This is a genomic window from Mariniflexile sp. TRM1-10, from assembly GCF_003425985.1.
In the GTDB taxonomy this organism is placed as follows: Bacteria; Bacteroidota; Bacteroidia; order Flavobacteriales; family Flavobacteriaceae; genus Mariniflexile.
Genome location: NZ_CP022985.1, coordinates 377,584 through 396,473, shown reverse-complemented (window position 1 = coordinate 396,473; position 18,890 = coordinate 377,584). Strand labels below are relative to the sequence as shown.

General features: G+C 33.4%; 19 protein-coding genes. 10 read left to right on the top strand and 9 right to left on the bottom strand.

Features of this window, described 5'->3' with window-relative positions; genetic code table 11:
- The first annotated feature begins 41 nt into the window (after positions 1 to 41).
- The 4 genes from CJ739_RS01920 (at position 42) to CJ739_RS01905 (ending at position 3,193) form a co-directional block, all read left to right on the top strand.
- Complete coding sequence (locus tag CJ739_RS01920; protein WP_117172378.1) at positions 42 to 620, top strand: RNA polymerase sigma factor; 579 nt, start codon at positions 42 to 44, stop codon at positions 618 to 620.
- Between the two features lie 38 nt (positions 621 to 658).
- A complete protein-coding gene (locus CJ739_RS01915; protein WP_117172377.1) occupies positions 659 to 982 on the top strand; it encodes a hypothetical protein in 324 nt (107 codons plus the stop codon).
- Between the two features lie 2 nt (positions 983 to 984).
- Positions 985 to 1,491, top strand: coding sequence for a Spy/CpxP family protein refolding chaperone (locus tag CJ739_RS01910; RefSeq protein ID WP_117172376.1), 507 nt, complete (start codon positions 985 to 987; stop codon positions 1,489 to 1,491).
- A 652-nt stretch (positions 1,492 to 2,143) separates the two neighbouring features.
- Complete coding sequence (locus tag CJ739_RS01905; protein ID WP_117172375.1) at positions 2,144 to 3,193, top strand: WD40/YVTN/BNR-like repeat-containing protein; 1,050 nt, start codon at positions 2,144 to 2,146, stop codon at positions 3,191 to 3,193.
- Positions 3,194 to 3,511: 318 nt separating this feature from the next.
- Here CJ739_RS01905 and CJ739_RS01900 read toward each other — a convergent pair whose 3' ends face one another.
- The 7 genes from CJ739_RS01900 to CJ739_RS01870 all read right to left on the bottom strand — a co-directional run bounded on the left by CJ739_RS01900 (position 3,512) and on the right by CJ739_RS01870 (position 10,664).
- A complete protein-coding gene (locus CJ739_RS01900) occupies positions 3,512 to 3,937 on the bottom strand; it encodes a hypothetical protein (protein WP_162880100.1) in 426 nt (141 codons plus the stop codon).
- A gap of 10 nt (positions 3,938 to 3,947) precedes the next feature.
- Positions 3,948 to 4,451 (bottom strand): hypothetical protein, encoded by a 504-nt coding sequence (locus tag CJ739_RS01895; RefSeq protein WP_117172373.1) that lies wholly within the window; start codon positions 4,449 to 4,451, stop codon positions 3,948 to 3,950.
- A gap of 120 nt (positions 4,452 to 4,571) precedes the next feature.
- The gene (locus CJ739_RS01890; protein WP_117172372.1) at positions 4,572 to 5,114 is read right to left on the bottom strand and encodes an RNA polymerase sigma factor; all 543 of its coding nucleotides are present in this window, start codon (positions 5,112 to 5,114) and stop codon (positions 4,572 to 4,574) included.
- Between the two features lie 306 nt (positions 5,115 to 5,420).
- On the bottom strand, positions 5,421 to 7,247 hold the full coding sequence (locus tag CJ739_RS01885) for an ABC transporter ATP-binding protein (protein WP_117172371.1): 1,827 nt from the start codon (positions 7,245 to 7,247) through the stop codon (positions 5,421 to 5,423).
- An 81-nt stretch (positions 7,248 to 7,328) separates the two neighbouring features.
- The gene (locus CJ739_RS01880) at positions 7,329 to 9,059 is read right to left on the bottom strand and encodes a phospho-sugar mutase (protein ID WP_205419384.1); all 1,731 of its coding nucleotides are present in this window, start codon (positions 9,057 to 9,059) and stop codon (positions 7,329 to 7,331) included.
- Positions 9,060 to 9,157: 98 nt separating this feature from the next.
- Positions 9,158 to 10,108, bottom strand: coding sequence for a glycosyltransferase family 2 protein (locus tag CJ739_RS01875; protein WP_117172370.1), 951 nt, complete (start codon positions 10,106 to 10,108; stop codon positions 9,158 to 9,160).
- 40 nt (positions 10,109 to 10,148) lie between these two features.
- Positions 10,149 to 10,664, bottom strand: a complete 516-nt coding sequence (locus CJ739_RS01870) for a DUF4199 domain-containing protein (RefSeq protein WP_117172369.1) — start codon at positions 10,662 to 10,664, stop codon at positions 10,149 to 10,151.
- 213 nt (positions 10,665 to 10,877) lie between these two features.
- On the opposite strand from CJ739_RS01870, the gene CJ739_RS01865 reads away from it, so the two are divergent.
- From CJ739_RS01865 to CJ739_RS01855, 3 genes are all read left to right on the top strand, one after another.
- Positions 10,878 to 11,129, top strand: coding sequence for a type B 50S ribosomal protein L31 (locus CJ739_RS01865; RefSeq protein ID WP_117172368.1), 252 nt, complete (start codon positions 10,878 to 10,880; stop codon positions 11,127 to 11,129).
- A 153-nt stretch (positions 11,130 to 11,282) separates the two neighbouring features.
- On the top strand, positions 11,283 to 12,458 hold the full coding sequence (locus tag CJ739_RS01860) for a GlmU family protein (RefSeq protein WP_117172367.1): 1,176 nt from the start codon (positions 11,283 to 11,285) through the stop codon (positions 12,456 to 12,458).
- Between the two features lie 207 nt (positions 12,459 to 12,665).
- Positions 12,666 to 13,562: a TolB family protein gene (locus CJ739_RS01855; RefSeq protein WP_117172366.1), complete on the top strand. Its 897-nt coding sequence runs from the start codon at positions 12,666 to 12,668 to the stop codon at positions 13,560 to 13,562.
- Here CJ739_RS01855 and CJ739_RS01850 read toward each other — a convergent pair.
- On the bottom strand, positions 13,559 to 15,178 hold the full coding sequence (locus CJ739_RS01850) for an ABC transporter substrate-binding protein (RefSeq protein ID WP_117172365.1): 1,620 nt from the start codon (positions 15,176 to 15,178) through the stop codon (positions 13,559 to 13,561). The genes CJ739_RS01855 and CJ739_RS01850 overlap by 4 nt on opposite strands.
- Positions 15,179 to 15,268: 90 nt before the next feature.
- Between CJ739_RS01850 and mtaB the strand changes: the two genes are divergently transcribed.
- Positions 15,269 to 16,594, top strand: coding sequence for a tRNA (N(6)-L-threonylcarbamoyladenosine(37)-C(2))-methylthiotransferase MtaB (gene mtaB / locus CJ739_RS01845; RefSeq protein ID WP_117172364.1), 1,326 nt, complete (start codon positions 15,269 to 15,271; stop codon positions 16,592 to 16,594).
- A gap of 198 nt (positions 16,595 to 16,792) precedes the next feature.
- Here the strand turns inward: mtaB and CJ739_RS01840 are convergent, their stop codons facing one another.
- Positions 16,793 to 17,089, bottom strand: coding sequence for an N-acetyltransferase (locus tag CJ739_RS01840; RefSeq protein ID WP_117172363.1), 297 nt, complete (start codon positions 17,087 to 17,089; stop codon positions 16,793 to 16,795).
- Between the two features lie 170 nt (positions 17,090 to 17,259).
- Here CJ739_RS01840 and CJ739_RS01835 point away from each other — a divergent pair, with 170 nt between their 5' ends.
- Positions 17,260 to 17,925, top strand: a complete 666-nt coding sequence (locus tag CJ739_RS01835; protein ID WP_117172362.1) for an alpha/beta hydrolase family protein — start codon at positions 17,260 to 17,262, stop codon at positions 17,923 to 17,925.
- A 35-nt stretch (positions 17,926 to 17,960) separates the two neighbouring features.
- A complete protein-coding gene (locus CJ739_RS01830; RefSeq protein ID WP_117172361.1) occupies positions 17,961 to 18,890 on the top strand; it encodes a lytic transglycosylase domain-containing protein in 930 nt (309 codons plus the stop codon).

Genomic DNA, 18,890 nt, shown 5'->3' with positions numbered 1-18,890 from the left:
GATGACTAATTTTATTATTTTGCGGCTATTATACGTCGTTTTTGGAAGAGAAAAGATTTATTAAGGAACTTAAAAATGGAGAGCAGCCTGCTTATAGCAAGTTGATTGACGATTTTCAGCAAAAGGTATTTAGTACGTGTATCTCGTTTGTGCCCAATAAAGAGGACGCCGAAGATATTGCGCAAGAGGTTTTTGTTGAGGTATTCAATTCCATTAAAAAGTTTAAAGGCGATTCTAAACTGTCGACTTGGATATACAGAATCGCCACTAATAAATGTTTGGAGTTTATAAGAAAGAGAAATGCTAAAAAGCGATTTGCATTTTTGCAATCGTTATTTGGAAATGACATTCCTTTAGATAAGACGCCATATTTCACGGAAATGAACCATCCAGGAATTATTTTGGAAAATAAAGAGAAAAGTGAAACCCTTTTTAGGGCGATCAATCAATTGCCCGAAGCTCAAAAAGTAGTTTTTACTTTGAATAAAGTTGAAGGGATGAGCTATAAGGACATCAGTGAGATAACCAATAAAAGCGTACCTTCAATTGAATCATTATTATTTCGCGCTAAAAAGAATTTACAACAATTATTGGAAAATTTTTATAAAGAAGACAACTAACGCAAGTTTTTAAAAGAAATTGTATCTAAATCATTATAATGGAAACAAATAGAAACATACAAAACAAAATTGAGGATGCTTTTAAGGCCATAGATGCCATTGAAAAAGTAAAGGCGCCTCCCTTTTTTAAAGATAAAACCATGCGGCGCTTGTTTGCTGAAAAAGAAGAGCAACACGAATGGTTTTGGTTTTCGCCCCGATTGCAATTGGCAGCTTTGGTTTGTGTGATTATTTTGAATGTATTTGCCTTTACACAATTAAAAACGGATGACTTAAGAACGGATGATTACCATGAAAATATTAGCAATTTTGCCGATGCTTATGGGTTATCTGTTGAAGATGGAAACTCTTTAATGAATTAGTTATGAAGAAAAATGCAGTTCTATATATTTTACTTTTCTTTTTGATTGGTGTCAATGGCTTTTTCTTGTATAATTATATAGGGAAACCTGATACGGAAAAAGAAAGCAGACCCAAAAACCCAATGGATTTTGTTATAGAACAATTGGAGTTTGACAGTGAACAAATGCAGAAAATAGAATTATTAAACAGAGAACATCACCATAAAATGATGAGAATCCGCAATGATAAAAAGGAATTGAAAGATGCTCTTTTTAATAGCATCTCCAATTCAGCTATCGACGAAAATTATGTTGATTCTATTACGACTTTAATAGGTGAAAAAGAAAAAATGAGAGATGTGGCGACCTATTACCATTTTAAAAAGATCCAAGAAATCTGTAATGACAAACAAAAGGAAATCTTTAAAGAAATAATTAATGAAGCCTTGCACAAAGCAGGAAGAAGAGAGCACGGACCACCACCTCACCGGAGAGAAGATGGTCGTTTCCCGCCACCGCCACCTCTGTAATTTTATATCCTAATCATAGGCTCTCAAATAGTGAGAGCTTTTTTTTTTTGAAAAAAAATAAAATACTGCACAAGTTTTTTAAAATAAGTGCATCTAAAAAATCATACCTCAAAAAAAAAGCATGAACAAAAAAAGAATGATCTGTAAAATAAAAGTCTGTAAAATTTGCCTCGCTTTATTGACAATACTATTGTTAATATTAAATATTATATATATTCAGAACTCATTGTGAAATCAGCATGATGAGGAAGGATCGGCCAAGCAAGAAATGAAGATTAGAAAAAAAACAAAAAGATAAACCATGAAGCACCCACAAAAACTTTTAATGTTTCCAATGCTTGTAGTTGCAGTTTTTATAGCTTGTTCAAGTGGAGATGATTCCTTTTCAAAACAATACTTATGACTGGCTTTTTACACCATTTTTCAGCTTGACAAACTATGTTCTACAAAGCCAATTTAAACCATACGGTGTCAGACTGACTTGTCGAAGTCATTCTCTACCTCTTCTTTATTTATCTGGCTTCGACAAGTTCATACTTTGACAAGTTCAATGTGACATTCTTCAATTTTTGTCATGTACTGATATATGTTTTATTAAAAGCTTCATGATAAGTTCATGAAGCTTTTCTACTTTTATGGAAATTTATAATTTATGAAGCGTATTGTATTTGTATTGATAGCTGTCGTTTTATTTTCGTGTAACGGAAAGAAAAAAGAAAGCATTGGAAACTTTAGTAAAGTAGACATAGAAACTATTTTACAAGATTCGTTATTAAGTATTCGAGCTATTGAAATATTAGATGATAACAGTTTAGCTTTTGCTGCCAATACTGGTGCTTTTGGACTTTATAACCCATTGAAATCGAGTTGGACAATTTCAAAGCAAGCGTTTGATAGTTTAGATCTGCAATTTAGAGCCGTGGCACATACAGCAACCGATTTTTTTATGATAAGTATTGAAAGTCCTGCTGTTTTATATAAAACAGGTGATTCTGGACAGATGGAAATAGTTTATAAAGAAGACCACCCAAAAGCGTTTTACGATGCTATGAAATTTTGGAATGACCAAGAGGGCATTGCTATTGGCGATCCTACCGATGATTGTATGAGCATTATTATTACAAGAAATGGGGGAGAAACTTGGAAGAAGCTTTCTTGCGATAAGTTGCCAAAAGCTAAAGAAGGCGAAGCCGCTTTTGCTGCCAGTAATACCAATATTGCTATAGTTGGTAACCATACATGGGTGGCAACCGGTGGTAAAGTAAGCAGCATCTTATATTCGCCAGATAAAGGCAACACTTGGGAAGTGTTTAGCACGCCCATTGTACAAGGTTTAGAAACGACGGGCATCTATTCCATCGATTTTTATGATGATTTAAACGGTTTTGCCATGGGTGGTGATTACACTAAGCCTGAAGACAATATGGCTAATAAAATAAAGACTGTCGATGGAGGCAAAACATGGCAAGTGGTGGCGCAAAACCAAAACCCAGGTTATAGAAGTTGTGTGCAATACATACCAAATAGGGCAGGAAAGGAGCTTGTTGCTATTGGTTTTAAAGGTATTGATTATAGTAATGATTCTGGAAATTCATGGAAACACTTAAGCGATGAAGGGTTTTATACCATTCGCTTTTTAAATGATAGTATTGCTTATGCTGCGGGGGCAGGGCGAATTTCTAAGCTTAATTTTAGAGAATAAAAGAGGCTAAAAAGTCTAGTTCTATGTTATATTGATAGTTTGTCGAAGCTATCTGAAAGAAGTGGCAGTAATGGACTTCGACAAGCTCTGTCTGACATGATCAATTAACAATTAACAATTTGCAATTAACGATTAGCAATACAAATAGCTACTAGTAGATAGTCAAATCAACGAATGAACAATGACAGATAATCAACAATGTTGGTAATTAGGGCTTCGACAAGTTCAGTCTGACAAATTTAAAATTTAAAGGATTTTTTAGAAGACAACATCTCTTGCTTTATCTGTCAGGTTGGGTGTAGTCGGGTCGGAATCTTATCAATGGTGTTTTCTTTTTTTATACTCTTCAAACATTTTTCTTTTAAAGTCGTCTTCAATTCTATGTAGGAGAATAGTTTTTTTTGCTGAAATGACCTTAGTTAAGTTGTTTATATATTCATTTTCAAGTTCTTGCCTTTTATTGTCGTTTAAACGCCATTCCTTTAAAATTTGTTTTGCCTCTTCTTCGGTAATGGTTTCAAAATTTAATTTTTTTCTAGCTTCATAAGCTTCTTTTCTCAATCTTGAATTTTCTTCTTCAAAATTATTGTAAATAGGCCAGAATTTTTGGGCTTCCTTTTCGCTTAAATTCAATTTTTCGGTTATATACGCAATTTTTAAAGTCTTAATCTTATCTCTATTAGACTGCGCAACGGTTATTAGCGAAAAACTTAATATGAATACGATGCTTATAAGTGTTTTCATCTGTTTGTGTTTATTTTGTGATAATATCTTCAATATCTAGGTTGTCAAATATAAAATTATCTAATGTTTCTGAGCTGTAATCATCAGTAATTAAACGAACTTCTGATAAGTCTTCTTTAGTAAAAAGAGATGCAAATTCATCTGTTTCTAAATCTTCGTTTAAGATGTAGTTTTCAATACTTGCCGTTTCTATATTCTCAATGGTAACATCTTTAGTGTTATTAAAGAAAATATTAACCATTAAAATGAGGCAAGCAGCTATAGCAGCGACATAAGACACTTTACGCCATGTAAATAATTTGACTACTTTAATTTCTTTTTGTGGTTGAACCGCATTCATTATTTTGTCTTCTAACGAATCGAAATAATTAACGGGTGTTTTATAACCAGGATCAGATAATCTTTCCTTGAGTTTTACCTCGCTTAAAATAGTATCTTCAAGGGACGCAAAGTAATCTTGAGGAACTTTAAATCCGGTATTATTTATATTATTATGCATTTTATTCTTTTTCATATGTAGGTATATGTTGTTTTTTAAAGGTCATATGGCATCGCTTTAATCTTTATTGGAGCTTATGTTTCTGAATCATGGCGATTTCATTGTATTAATAAGACTCCATATTTTAGTAATAGTTTAATTTTGAGCTAAATAAGTTTCAATTTTTTTTACGGCTATATGATAAGAAGTCTTTAAAGCTCCTTCACTTGTTTCCAATATATCTGATATTTCTGAATATTTTAAATCCTGAAAATATTTCATGTTAAATACTAATTGTTGCTTTCTTGGCAATGTGGCAATAGCCTTTTGTAGTTGAAGCTGAATAGCATCGCCTTCAAAATAAACATCTGATGTTAGTTTGTTGATTGCCGATGATTGAGCTTCTTCACTGGTTATTTGTAGTTTTTTTGCATTTTGGTTAATAAATGTAATGGACTCATTTGTTGCAATGCGGTACATCCAAGAAAACAATTTACTGTCTCCTTTAAAGTTATGAATATTTTTATAAATTTTAATAAAAGTGTTTTGAAGCACATCGTCGGAATCGTCATGAGATTTTACAATATTCCGTATGTGCCAATATAGTCGTTCTTTATATAACGTTATTAACGTTCTAAAGGCTTGTTCTTTATGGGTTTCAGATTTTAATTGATCTACTAATTGTGCTTCGTCAATCACAAAAATACTTTAGTTATTAGACTTATAAATTTACTAAAAGTTTAAAACGGAATTTTTAAATTTTTGGCATTTATTTAATGTGTTAAAAATCAGTAGTTTAAAAACAAAATAATCGACGAAATGCATTATAAACACGATTAAATGCTTTTTTTCTTGTGTAGTATGTTTTTTTGGTTTAAGTTTGCTTCAGAAACCTATTTATGTTGTTAGTCGTTCCCAAGTCTATCAAAAACAACAAAAAAGGATAGAAGCCCCCAAATCTCTATCCTTTTTTAATTTTATAAACTTTAGTGTTTAGACAGTCTCTCAGTCAAAACTTTGCATTTCAACAAGTTTTTGGTAAACACCTTTTTTGGCAATAAGCTCTAAATGCTTACCTTTTTCTACAATTTCACCTTTGTTTAGAACCACAATTTCATCGGCATTTTGTATGGTTGATAGTCTGTGGGCTATAACAATGGAGGTTCTGTTCTTCATCATATTTTCTAAGGCTACTTGTACTAAGCGTTCGCTTTCGGTATCGAGCGCCGAAGTGGCTTCATCCAAAACCATAATTGGTGGGCTTTTTAAAACGGCACGTGCAATACTTAGACGCTGCTTTTGTCCACCAGATAATTTATTTCCAGAATCCCCAATATTAGTTTCGATACCATGAGGCAATTCTTTAACAAATTCCCACGCATTGGCAATTTTTAGGGCTTCAATAACTTCGTCGTCGCTCGCATTGTCTTTTCCAAGTTTCAAATTGTTTTTAATGCTATCGTTAAATAAAATAGCATCTTGCGTAACAATGCCCAATTGTTGTCTTAAAGATTTCGTTGAAAACTCTCGAATATCAATACCATCAATTAAAATGCTTCCTTTGTTCACATCATAAAAACGGGTAATTAAGTTGGCTATGGTCGATTTTCCACTTCCAGATTGCCCAACCAATGCCACTGTTTTTCCCTTAGGAATGGTTAATGAGAAATCTTTTAAAACATAGTCGTTTTCATATTTAAAAGAAATGTTGTTAAATACAATTTCAGAATCGAACCCTGTTTTTGTAATGGCGTTTTCTTTGTCTTTTAATGGGTTTGGGGTGTCTATAATTTCTTGAATACGCTCAGCGGCGGCATTGCCTTGTTTAACATTATAAACGCCTCTTGATATGGCTTTTGCAGGTACCATAATATTGTATGCCAACCCCATATACGCAATAAATGAACTGCCATCGAGTGAGTTGTCTACAAGCACCAATTGCCCACCATACCACAATAAAACAGAAATAACTAAAATACCCAAAAACTCGCTTGTTGGGGAAGCTAAATTTTGTCTGTTAAATAATTTATTTGAAAAATTGTACGAACGGGTTGAAGATTCTTGAAATTTAGCGTCAAATTTATGTTCGGCATTAAAACCTTTTATAATGCGTAACCCTGTTAACGTTTCTTCTATAATAGATAAAATAACGCCTTGTTCTTTTTGAACACGATCGGATTTTCGTTTTAAACTTTTGCCAATCCTAGAAATTATAATGCCAGATAAAGGAATAAATATAAACACGAATATGGTCAGTTTTAAACTTATTATCATCATCATAATTATGGTGAAAATAATGGTAAGAGGTTCTCTAGCAATAAGTTCTAAAACAGGTAGCATCGAGTATTGGAGTGTTGATATATCTCCAGTGATACGCGACATGATATCGCCTTTTCTTTGTTCAGAAAAGAATGAAAGCGGCAGCTCTACTGTTTTTTTGTAAACCTTGTTTCTTAAATCACGTACTACACCATTCCTTAAAAAAACCATGAAGTAATTAGCCAAATACCCAAAAACATTTTTTAAAAGAAATAAGATGATGATTAAGCTAACAACCAGAAACAATGCTTTTTGTGGGTCGTCTTCAGCATATAAATTTACTTGGTATGCGAGATAGTCCTTATAATAATCTTTTAAAGAAGATAGTCCTTCGTAAATGGGTTTAACTGTTGGTTTTATTTGATTTTTTTCAAATAAAATATCGAGCATGGGTATTAAAGCAACAAACGATAACGCGCCAAATAAAGCATATAATATGTTTGAAGCTATGTGTCCTAGAGCATACTTTTTATAAGGTTTGGCATACTTTAGGATATTTAAAAACTGATTCATTAAATAAGATTTGTCTGTTTATAAAACATGCTTTTATGGCTGACATAAAAGCATGCAAATTCTTCGCAAAGATACGGGTTATTATATTAATTTCATGTCTTTTAAAATGGCTTCAGCTTTAGCATCAAGTGCTGCCTCCGTTTTATTAAAATCGGCAACCGAATTCAACTTAGTATTGACGCTCACATAAAACTTTATTTTTGGCTCTGTTCCGCTAGGTCTTAAAGCCACTTGGCTACCATCTTCCAAATAGTAAATAATAACATTTGATTTTGGAATGTCGATAGTGCTTTCTTTTCCGGTTTGTATGTTTTTTGAAATGGATAAATCGTAATCTTCAATTTTTAAAACTTTAGAACCGTTCACAACTTTAAATGGATTTTCTCGAGCGTCCACCATCATTTGTGTAATTTCTTGAGCACCTTCAATTCCTTTTTTGGTTAATGAGACTAACTTTTCTTTGTAACAACCATGCTCCACATACAGGTTTAGAAGTTCGTTGTAAAAAGAACTGCCATTTGCTTTTGTTATAGCTGCTATTTCACAAGCCAATAGGGTAGAGGTTACAGCATCTTTATCACGCACAAAATCGCCAACCATATACCCAAAACTTTCTTCGCCACCACCTATAAAATCAAGCTCAGGGAAGTCTTTTATTAATTTTGCAATCCATTTAAAACCAGTTAAAACAATTTTGCTTTCCACTTTATAAGCCTCGGCAAGTTTGTTTAGCATGGGTGTAGAAACAATGGTTGAGGCTATAAATTCCTTTCCTTTAATTTTTCCATCAGCTTTCCATTGTTTTAAAAGGAAATCGGTCATCATTAGCATGGTTTGATTTCCGTTAAGCAGCTGTAATTTGTTTTCAGAATTACGAACCGCAACGCCTAAACGGTCGCAATCGGGGTCGGTCCCAATAACAATATCGGCATTTACTTTTTCTGCCAACTCTAAAGCCATTTTTAAAGCGGCTGGTTCTTCGGGGTTAGGTGAGGCAACTGTTGGGAAATTACCATCTGGCACTTCCTGTTCTTTTACAATATGAACGTTTTTAAATCCAGCACGTTTTAAAGTTTCAGGAACTGCGGTTATAGAGGTTCCATGAAGCGATGTGAAAACAATAGTTAAGTTATCTTTTGCTTCTTCAGACGTATTAAAGTTGGCATTTTTAACAGATTCGTTTATAAATGCATCGTCAACTTCCTTGCCTATATATTGGATTAAGGAATTGTTTGCTTCAAACTTAATGTCGGAATATTTTAAGCTATCAATAACATTGATGATTTCTCCATCTTGAGGTGGTACCAACTGCCCACCATCTTGCCAATATACTTTGTAGCCATTATATTCTGGCGGATTGTGTGATGCGGTTAGTACGATACCGCAATGACAGTTTAAATGTTTTACAGCGAATGATAATTCTGGAGTAGCACGTAAATCTTCAAACAAATACACTTGAATACCGTTTGCCGAAAACACATCGGCAACCACTTTAGCAAGGGATTTACTGTTGTTTCTGCAATCGTAAGCAATTACCGCTTTTGGTGTTTCGTTAGGAAATGATTTGTTTAAATAATCACTTAAACCTTGTGTGCTTTTTCCAAGGGTATATTTATTAATACGGTTAGTACCTACACCCATAACACCACGCATACCACCGGTGCCAAATTCTAGGTCTTTATAAAAACTTTCTTGGATATCTTTTGGATGGTGCGCAATACTATTTTTTATAATAGATTGGGTTTCTGCATCAAAAGTTGGGGTTAGCCATGTGTTAATTCGATCTAAAATTTTTGGTTCAATATATATCATAATATCTTATGTAAAAGGCTTCAAAAATAAACAATTGAAAAAGAATAATCTTTAAAATGTTGTTGTTTTGAAGGTGATGAAACAGTTTTTTAAAGTTATTAATTTAAATTTAATTCTTCTTTAATTGCGTAGCGTTTTTTGTCTTGTTTGGTGCGTAAAATAATTTCGCCTAAAAAGCCAGCTACAAAAAATTGCGTACCAATTATCATGGTTGAAAGCGATAAGTAGAATTCAGGACGCTCTGTGATTAGCCTTCCAGCTCGGTTTAAAAACAGTTTATCGATGCCTAAGTATAAGGCAAATCCAAAGCCAATGGCACACATTATAACCCCTAAAGCACCAAATAAATGCATGGGGCGTTTGCCAAAACTAGATAAGAACCAAATGGTAATTAAATCTAAAAAGCCGTGAACAAACCGGTTCATGCCAAATTTGGTTTCACCATATTTTCGGGCTTGGTGCTGCACTATTTTTTCGGTAATTTTTGTAAAGCCAGCATTTTTTGCCAAAACAGGGATGTAACGGTGCATTTCGCCATTAACATCAATATTTTTAACAAGCTCTAGTTTATAGGCTTTTAGCCCACAGTTAAAATCGTGAAGTTTGACACCCGATGTTTTTCTTGCTGCCCAATTGAATAATTTGGATGGCATATTTTTGGAGATAACCGAATCATAACGTTTCTTTTTCCAACCAGAAACCAAATGGAATCCATCGTTTTCAATCATACTGTAAAGTTCTGGAATTTCGTCTGGATTGTCTTGTAAGTCGGCGTCCATAGTAATTACCACATCGCCAATAGCTTTTTCAAAACCAGCATGGAGCGCTTGCGATTTTCCAAAATTTTTTAAAAAGCGAATGCCTTTTACGTTTGGGTTTTGTGATGAAAGATTGCCTATGGTTTTCCAAGAATCGTCTGTACTACCATCATCAATAAAAATGATTTCATAGGAAAAACGATTGGATTGCATCACTTTTGCAATCCAATCGTGTAATTCGGTTAAAGAATCCTGTTCGTTAAGTAGTGGTATAACTACTGATATATTCATTTAAAATAATGTTTTCAGACTTCAAAAGTAAAGAAATTATTTATGCATCAGATTTTTTCATTACTAAACCTCCAATTAAAGAATATATGAGTCCGAAAAATAAGCTCATGGCTACCCAAAAAACGCTGCCTGCAATTGGGTTGGAAAAGAATTCAACCATTTTTAATTGCATTTCTTTAGCTTCAACAGGTCCTTCAGATGAGGCAATTTGTTCAGTGGCAAATTCTATCATTTTGGTATTGTATTCTGAATCAACTATGTAATTAAAAATCAGAATGTAACCAACATATACTAAGGCACTAATAAGGGCAACTACCATGCCCGTTTTAATGGCTTCTTTTAGACTTAACAGTCCTGAATTGTTTTTTTTGTATTGACTTATTGCATAGATTATTATTAGAGGGAAGGCTACATAATATATATATACGGGCCATTGCTGTCCTTTAAAAGCCATATCAGTGGCGTACATATATATAGCAATTAGCGTCATAATTCCACCTAAAATCAATCCTAAATTGATTCCAAATTTCCCAGGGGTTACTTCTTTAGATTCCATATTTTTGTATTTTTGTGTTAGTTATTCAGTTAGTATTCAAATATAGTAAATCGTTACATTAATTTTAGTGATAAAAAATGTAAAAAAGTATTGCAAGATTGTAAAAAATGCTTATTTTTGCACTTCCAAAATTGAAAAGAATATTAAAGCTTTAAGCGATGAAGCACTTTTTTAGGTGTTACATCTGTCAGAAGAAAAAATAAATATCAGCAGATGAAAAAAGATATACATCCAGAAAATTATAGAATTGTAGCATTTAAAGATATGTCTAACGAAGACGTGTTTTTAACAAAGTCTACTGCAAGCACAAGTGAAACTTTAGAGGTTGATGGTGTTGAGTATCCACTTATTAAAATGGAGATTTCTAGAACATCGCACCCATTTTACACTGGTAAATCTAAATTAATTGATACTGCTGGTCGTATTGATAAATTCAAAAACAAATATGCTAAGTTTAGTAAATAAACTTAACAAAAACTATTATACAAAGCCTTCATATATTTATATTGAAGGCTTTTTTATTTTATACAATTAGTCTATTTTTGAATAGATAACTAATAGGTTTAAGTTTTAAGCAAACAACTTTGAACTTTGAACTTTTGAACTTTGAACTTAGATATGAACTATATTCTTTTTGATGGACCTTCGCGTAACAATTTATTGCCATTTACTTTTACACGTCCTGTTGCCGACATTAGAATAGGCATTTTAACCATTCGCGAAAAATGGGAAACGTTTTTAGATACTACAACAACAACCATTACCGAAGATTATTTGTCTGACAAGTATCCCATGGTAGAAATGGATGAAAATGTCATGATAAACGCGTCCTACCTCCCAAATTTGGAATTGGTTGAGATGGTAAAAGATTTACAGGAAAATCAAGCCATTTTTAAAGGCGAAGATGTGATGGCATTCTATTCAAAAAATACGCAAGAAGAAGTGGATTTTGAGACTTACGAAGCCATTGAATTTAATGATGATGTAATTAAAATAGAATATACTTGGGACATATTTTCAAAAAACGGTGAAGCCATTCAAGAAGATTTTAATTTATTAACCTATGGCAGACGGTCCCAACCCATTCCGTTTAGCAACAATGTTATTGCTGCTGAAAATATTTTTATTGAAGAAGGTGCCAAATTAGAGTTTACAACACTTAATGCTACTAATGGGCCTATTTATATTGGAAAAGATGCCGAAATTATGGAAGGTTCTTTAGTGCGTGGACCATTAGCACTTTGCGAAGGAGCCACTTTAAAAATGGGTACTAAAATTTATGGGCCTACAACGATAGGGCCATACAGTAAAGTTGGAGGTGAAGTTAATAACTCCGTGATTTTTGCTTATTCCAATAAAGGGCATGATGGCTTTTTAGGAAATTCCGTTTTAGGTGAATGGTGCAACTTAGGCGCCGATACCAATACGTCGAACTTAAAAAATAATTACGACGAAGTGCGTTTATGGGATTATCAAACAGAAGGTTTTGCTAAAACAGGATTGCAGTTTTGCGGACTTATGATGGGCGACCATAGTAAATGTGGTATTAATACCATGTTTAATACTGGTACGGTTATAGGGGTTAGTGCCAATGTTTTTGGCAGTGGTTTCCCAAGGAATTTTGTGCCAAGTTTTAGTTGGGGTGGAAGTGCAGGCTTTACAGTTTATTTAACTAAAAAAGCTTTTGAAGTAGCCGGAGTAGTTATGTCTAGACGTCATGTTGAATTTACTGAGCAAGACAAAGCGATTTTAGAACACGTTTTTGAGGAAACTAAAAAGTATAGGCGCGAATAGTTTTATTAGGAGTCGCAGTCACAGTCACAGTCGCAGTTGCAGTCTCAGTCGCAGTTTCAGTTTTCAGTAATATTCTCATTTTGCTTTGCAACTTTGCGTCTCCGCAAGAACAAATACTTTTAGTATGAGTTTGAAATTTTGAAGCTTTAATTAATTAAAAATAGTATTGCTAAAGTTTTGTATATTTGGATGTTACACTTTATCTAAATGAGAAAATCGCTATACTTTATATTATTTCTAGCAGGTTTTTTGGGGTTTTCACAATCCGAAATATATACCATCAAAAATATTGAGATGAATACCGAATACCCACATTTTGGTTTCATGTTGGTAAACGATTCTCAAATTCTATTCACATCTTATTTATTAGATAACAAAGGCCGATTAAAACGATTTCAAGGAAATCCTGTACTCTCAATTTTTGAAGGGGAGTTATCTGAAAATGGTGTTATCAAGAATATTAAAAATATTGAAATAGCTCCTGATGAAAAAATAAAATATACAACCACTGCTGCTTTATCTCCTGATAACAAAAAACTTTATTTAACTACAACAGCAAGTGATGATTTTAATAAAGACAACTTTCAAATTAAAGTTGGCGAGTTAAAAGAAGGTATAGGGTGGACGCATTTTGAAACTTTGCCATTTTGCAATCCTAAATATTCTTATGCACATCCTACTATAAGTAAAGATGGGAAAACCTTGTATTTTACATCGAATATGAGAGGCGGAAAGGAAACAACCAAAGGTGGTTCAGATATTTTTAAAGTCGATATTTTAGAAAATAATACCTTTAGTGAACCTAAAAATTTAGGTAGTAAAGTTAATTCGTATGGTAAAGAAATGTTCCCTTTTATCAGTTCAGACAACACATTGTATTTTGCTTCTAATAGACCCAGCGGTTTTGGTGGTTTTGATATTTATAAAAGTAAAATGACGGCCGATGGTGTTTTTGAAAAAGCAGAAAAATTACCAGAGCCTATAAACAGTAAGCAAGACGATTTTTGTTTGGTTATTGATAGGGCGAATAAGTCAGGTTATTTTTCATCAAAACGCGATGGTGGTAAAGGTGATGATGATGTTTATTATTTTGAATTAAATTAATTTTTTGTCACTCTTTTTAATTCCAAAACATACACAGGACTGACCTCTAAGCCTTTTACATTTTTTCTAGCAAATCGTACTATTTCATCATAGAAAAGAGGCACTATAGGAGCTTGTGTCATAATTAATGAATCCATTTTCGTGTACAATGAAGTCCTTTTTTCAACATTGGTTTCAGTAAATGCTTCTTCATACCATGTGTCAAATAATTCACTTTTATAGTGTGTGTAATTCGGTCCATTTGGAGCAAAGTTTTTACTATAATAAAGTGATAAATAGTTTTCGGCATCTGGGTAATCGGCAACCCAACTGGCTCTAAAAACATCTAGTTTGCCATTGGCTTTAGCGTCTTTTAAGGCAGATCCAGGAATGACGTCAATGTTAACAATCAGCCCTATTTTTTGAATTTCACGTTGAATATATTCAGAAAAACTTAAGTAATTGCCTGTGGTTGTAATCGAAATTTCTGGGTTTTTAATACCGCTTTCATTTTTAAATTGTTCAACCAATTGTTTTGCAATGTCAGGTTTATAGCTAAATCCGAGTGTTTCACCATAGCCTGGTAGGCCTTTTGGTATAAAACCACCTTCGGCAGGAATGCCTATGCCATTACGCAAATAAATCATCATTTTTTTTCTGTCAAAACCATAATTGATGGCTTTTCTAATGAGTTCAGATTGAATCTCAGGAATTTCAGAATCCATATAAAACGCTAAATATTCGGTGTTTAAATAGGGACCACGAACCATATCAATAGCTTCAGAATATTCATTGCGGAGCTTGCCACTGGCGGTTAAAATTTCATCTTTATAAGAAGCGTCCAACCCGATTATAAAATCTATATTTCCTTGTATAAATTGTAAAAACTCACTCTGTTTATCAGGTAAAAATGTAATGGCAACAGCTTCTAGATAAGGTAAGGCATTGCCTAAGCTGTCTTTTTCAAAATAATGTGGATTCTTTCTGAAAACCAATTTTAGGTTTTCTTCCCATCGTTTAAATTTAAATGGACCTGTACCAATAGGATGTGACCTAAAATCACTACCGTAGAATTCAACAATTTCTTTAGGAACTACCGAGCAATATTTCATAGTCAATAATCCTAAAAAAGCAGGGAAAGGTTGTTTTAATTGAATTTGAAAAAGCGTGTCGTTTATAGCTTTAAAACGTTCTACTTTATCCAATACCCAACCTCCTGGGGATGCTACTTTTTTATCGATTAGCCTATTTAAACTATACTCAAAATCCTTAGCATTCACCGTTCTGGTAGAATCTTTTCCAAAAAGTCTATGCTTATGGAAAAACACATCAGGACGTAATGAAAATGAATATGTTAGAGCATCTTCGGAAATCGTCCAACTTTTAGCGATACAGGGTTGGATATTCAATTTTTCATCCATTTGTACCAATCCATTGAATAGTTGATTCGTTGCCCATATATCTGATATGTCTTTGGAAAAAGCAGGGTCTAAGGAACCGATGTTTTTATGTTCGTTGTACTTAAAAACTAAGTGATTGTTATTTGTATTTGAATTGTTTTCACAAGAAGTGGCGAGTAATATTATACAACTAATTGATAAATAGTTTGTTATTTGTTTTAAAACATGTTTTACCATATAACTTATTAATTGTAAATTTGCAGACTTATTACGAAAGAAGGTAAATATAATGAGATTTCTACCTTCATGGAAATAGCAAAACAATAAATGAGAAAAAAAGTTGCATTTTATACTTTGGGTTGCAAGCTGAATTTTTCTGAAACTTCTACCATTGCAAGAGGTTTTACAGATGAAGGTTTCGATCGTGTAGATTTTTCTGAACAGGCAGATATTTATGTTATTAATACGTGTTCAGTAACCGAAAATGCAGATAAGCGTTTTAAAAGTATTGTAAAGCAAGCACAAAAAGCAAACCCCAAGGCGTTTGTAGCGGCTGTTGGTTGCTATGCGCAATTAAAACCCCAGGAATTGGCAGATGTTAATGGTGTGGATCTGGTTTTGGGTGCTACCGAAAAATTTAAGATTACCGATTATATAAACGATCTTTCCAAAAACGATTTTGGTGAAGTGCATTCATGCGAAATTGAGGAAGCCGATTTTTACGTGGGAAGCTATTCCATAGGTGATAGAACACGTGCCTTTTTAAAGGTACAAGATGGTTGCGATTATAAGTGTACCTATTGTACCATTCCGTTGGCTCGTGGTATTTCTAGAAGTGATACCATGGAAAATGTGTTGCAAAACGCTAGAGAAATTTCAGCTCAAAACATTAAAGAAATTGTACTAACGGGCGTTAATATTGGCGATTATGGCAAGGGAGAATTTGGAAACAAAAAACACGAACACACGTTTTTGGATTTGGTAACCGAACTTGATAAGGTGGAAGGGATTGAGCGTTTAAGAATATCATCTATCGAACCAAACCTTTTAAAGAACGAAACGATTGATTTGGTTTCAAAATCCAGAGCTTTTGTGCCCCATTTCCATATTCCGTTACAATCGGGCAGCAATGAGATTTTAAAGAAGATGAAGCGTCGTTACATGCGTGAATTGTATGTGGATAGAGTTTCAAAAATAAAAGAAGTGATGCCAAATGCCTGTATAGGTGTTGATGTTATTGTTGGCTTTCCAGGTGAAACGGACACTCATTTTTTAGAAACTTACAACTTTTTAAACGAACTGGATATTTCTTATTTGCATGTATTTACCTATTCTGAACGTGACAACACAGAGGCAGTAGAAATGGAAGGTGTTGTTCCTATGAATGTTAGAAATAAGCGTAGTAAAATGTTACGTGGGTTATCGGTTAAAAAACGACGGGCATTTTACGAAAGCCAATTAGGGACTACTAGAACTGTTTTGTTTGAAAGTGAGAATAAAGAAGGGTATATAAACGGTTTTACCGAAAATTACGTAAAAGTTAAAGCGCCTTGGAACCCGGAATTGGTTAATACCCTGCATCCAGTAGCACTTACCAAAATAGATGAAGACGGTTTGGTACGGTTTGAGTTTGTGAATATGGAAGTATTTTAGGAACTAAAAGCCTAGTACCGAAGGTGTATAGTTTCAACTATTGATGGAGGGAGACCAATGAATTTTTTGGTGGTCAGTTTAAATTTAGCCATTAGAGCGTCACTTTACTTAAGATTCTAGATGTTTTTATGATCAGAATCGTATGCACTTCCGCTACCAACTCCATTTTGAAAGGTGTTTTTAAAAGCAATTATGGTACTATATCCTAACTCCCACAGGAAGCATACGTTTGTATTTTCGGTTGCTTCTTACAAACTTAGCGATTTCAGGACTGGTGGGAACAACGCTTAAGTTGCGTTCTTCAATTTGTTCAAAAACAGCAGTCAAAAACTCTTCGCTAAAGGTTTCATTGTTAATTTCTTCAGGAATAATAAGTTTTGTTAAAAAAATCTTTCGTTCTTGTAGGGAGTATTCAATTTTAGCTAAATGGTTGTCGATTTTTAGTTCGTATTGGCGTAAAAAATCATTATCAACTAAATCTGCAACATCAATCATGGCGAGTATTTTTAATTTTCAGGAAACTTTAAATAGTGGGCACTATTACATAACTTTGTTTTGCAAAAATACGAAAAATAATTGTTAATAAAAAGTAAAAAACAGGTTTAATGCCTTATGAAATAAACTATTAGAGGTTATTTGGTGTTTTTATTTTTATATTGAAATGTATGAGTGAAGAGATAATACACGTTTATTTGATGCCAGGAATGGCGGCAAGCCCTAAAATTTTTGAATATATTAAATTGCCGGAAAACCAATTTGAGATGCACTGCTTGGAATGGGTTTTACCTTTAAAAAATGAGTCTATTAGTGCCTATGCTCTAAGAATGACCAGGCATATAGCGCATGAAAATATTGTGCTAGTTGGTGTGTCTTTTGGGGGTGTTTTAGTGCAGGAAATGAGTAAACATTTAACCGTTAGAAAGCTTATTATAGTATCCAGTGTTAAATCTATGCACGAGTTACCAAAAAAAATGGTACTGGCCAAAACAACCATGGCATATAAATTGTTGCCAGTACAGTTGGTGAGTAATATTGAACTTTTTGCTAAGTATGCGTTTGGTAACAATATTACTAAGCGGTTGGAGTTATATAAAAAATATTTATCGGTAAATGATAGTAACTATTTAAGTTGGGCAATAAAAGAGATGGTTTGTTGGAATCAAGAAACCTGTCTTGCAGATATTGTTCACATTCATGGAGACCATGACACGGTATTTCCCATAAAAAATATTTCCAATTGTATTACAATAAAAGGTGGGACACATATCATGATTATTAATAAACATAGATGGTTTAACCAAAATTTACCAAGGATAATTTTAGAGAATTAAACATAATAGTTATCTTTAAATAAAACTTTTTAAAAATGAAGACTATACAGAAAATATTGGCGTTTGTGGGATTATTAAGTTTATGTGCATTATTTGTTTATGCCCTGCAAGAGGCGCCCACTGATGAAAATTTTGAAAAAAGGCTTATAAACGATTATAATGTTTATGCGCTTCAAGTACCTAGCAATTTAGATTTTGCAGGAGAACCCATGCCACTTAAAAGCCCAGATATCTTAGAACGCATGGATAAAGAACTATTGGTTAATACCTATTGGCAATCAAATGGGTTGTTAATGTTTAAACGTGCCAAAAAATATTTTCCAATTATAGAACCTATTTTGGCAAAACATGGTGTTCCGGACGATTTTAAGTATTTAGCAGTTATAGAAAGTGGTTTGACAAACGCTGTTTCGCCAGCAGGAGCTAGGGGCGTTTGGCAAATTATGCCAGCTACAGGAAGGGAAAATGGGTTAGAGATTAATGATAATATAGATGAACGCTATCATTTAGAAAAATCCACCGAAGTGGCTTGTGAATACTTATTAAAATCTAAAAAAGAATTAGGCTCGTGGACATTGGCTGCTGCTGCGTACAATGCAGGTAACTCAGGTATTGCAAAGTATTTAAAGGAACAGAATGTTAGCAATTATTACGATTTGTTATTAGGAGAAGAAACAGGGCGCTATGTGTTTAGAATAGTAGCACTAAAAGAGATTTTAACCAACCCCGTAAAGTATGGTTTTAATTTTAGGGAAAAAGATTTATATAGCAATGTACCTACTTATAAAGTTGAAGTTAATACAGAGATAACCGATTTTACAAAGTTTGCGGAACGATACGGAATCAATTATAAGATCCTTAAAATTCATAACCCATGGTTAAGAGAACCAAAGCTTATTAATAAATCTGGTAAAAGTTATACGATTGAAATTCCTGAGAAAGGATATTATACCGGAGTTAATTAG

Excerpts from the sequence above, each read along its gene's own strand:
- mtaB (WP_117172364.1), top strand. The coding sequence starts at position 15,269 with ATGAGAAAAAAAGTTGCATTTTATACTTTGGGTTGCAAGCTGAATTTT.
- CJ739_RS01865 (WP_117172368.1), top strand. The coding sequence starts at position 10,878 with ATGAAAAAAGATATACATCCAGAAAATTATAGAATTGTAGCATTTAAA.
- CJ739_RS01900 (WP_162880100.1), bottom strand. The coding sequence starts at position 3,937 with ATGAAAACACTTATAAGCATCGTATTCATATTAAGTTTTTCGCTAATA.
- CJ739_RS01880 (WP_205419384.1), bottom strand. The coding sequence starts at position 9,059 with ATGATATATATTGAACCAAAAATTTTAGATCGAATTAACACATGGCTA.
- CJ739_RS01855 (WP_117172366.1), top strand. The coding sequence starts at position 12,666 with ATGAGAAAATCGCTATACTTTATATTATTTCTAGCAGGTTTTTTGGGG.
- CJ739_RS01895 (WP_117172373.1), bottom strand. The coding sequence starts at position 4,451 with ATGAAAAAGAATAAAATGCATAATAATATAAATAATACCGGATTTAAA.
- CJ739_RS01885 (WP_117172371.1), bottom strand. The coding sequence starts at position 7,247 with ATGAATCAGTTTTTAAATATCCTAAAGTATGCCAAACCTTATAAAAAG.
- CJ739_RS01860 (WP_117172367.1), top strand. The coding sequence starts at position 11,283 with ATGAACTATATTCTTTTTGATGGACCTTCGCGTAACAATTTATTGCCA.
- CJ739_RS01875 (WP_117172370.1), bottom strand. The coding sequence starts at position 10,108 with ATGAATATATCAGTAGTTATACCACTACTTAACGAACAGGATTCTTTA.
- CJ739_RS01830 (WP_117172361.1), top strand. The coding sequence starts at position 17,961 with ATGAAGACTATACAGAAAATATTGGCGTTTGTGGGATTATTAAGTTTA.
- CJ739_RS01850 (WP_117172365.1), bottom strand. The coding sequence starts at position 15,178 with ATGGTAAAACATGTTTTAAAACAAATAACAAACTATTTATCAATTAGT.
- CJ739_RS01905 (WP_117172375.1), top strand. The coding sequence starts at position 2,144 with ATGAAGCGTATTGTATTTGTATTGATAGCTGTCGTTTTATTTTCGTGT.
- CJ739_RS01915 (WP_117172377.1), top strand. The coding sequence starts at position 659 with ATGGAAACAAATAGAAACATACAAAACAAAATTGAGGATGCTTTTAAG.
- CJ739_RS01910 (WP_117172376.1), top strand. The coding sequence starts at position 985 with ATGAAGAAAAATGCAGTTCTATATATTTTACTTTTCTTTTTGATTGGT.
- CJ739_RS01840 (WP_117172363.1), bottom strand. The coding sequence starts at position 17,089 with ATGATTGATGTTGCAGATTTAGTTGATAATGATTTTTTACGCCAATAC.
- CJ739_RS01870 (WP_117172369.1), bottom strand. The coding sequence starts at position 10,664 with ATGGAATCTAAAGAAGTAACCCCTGGGAAATTTGGAATCAATTTAGGA.
- CJ739_RS01835 (WP_117172362.1), top strand. The coding sequence starts at position 17,260 with ATGAGTGAAGAGATAATACACGTTTATTTGATGCCAGGAATGGCGGCA.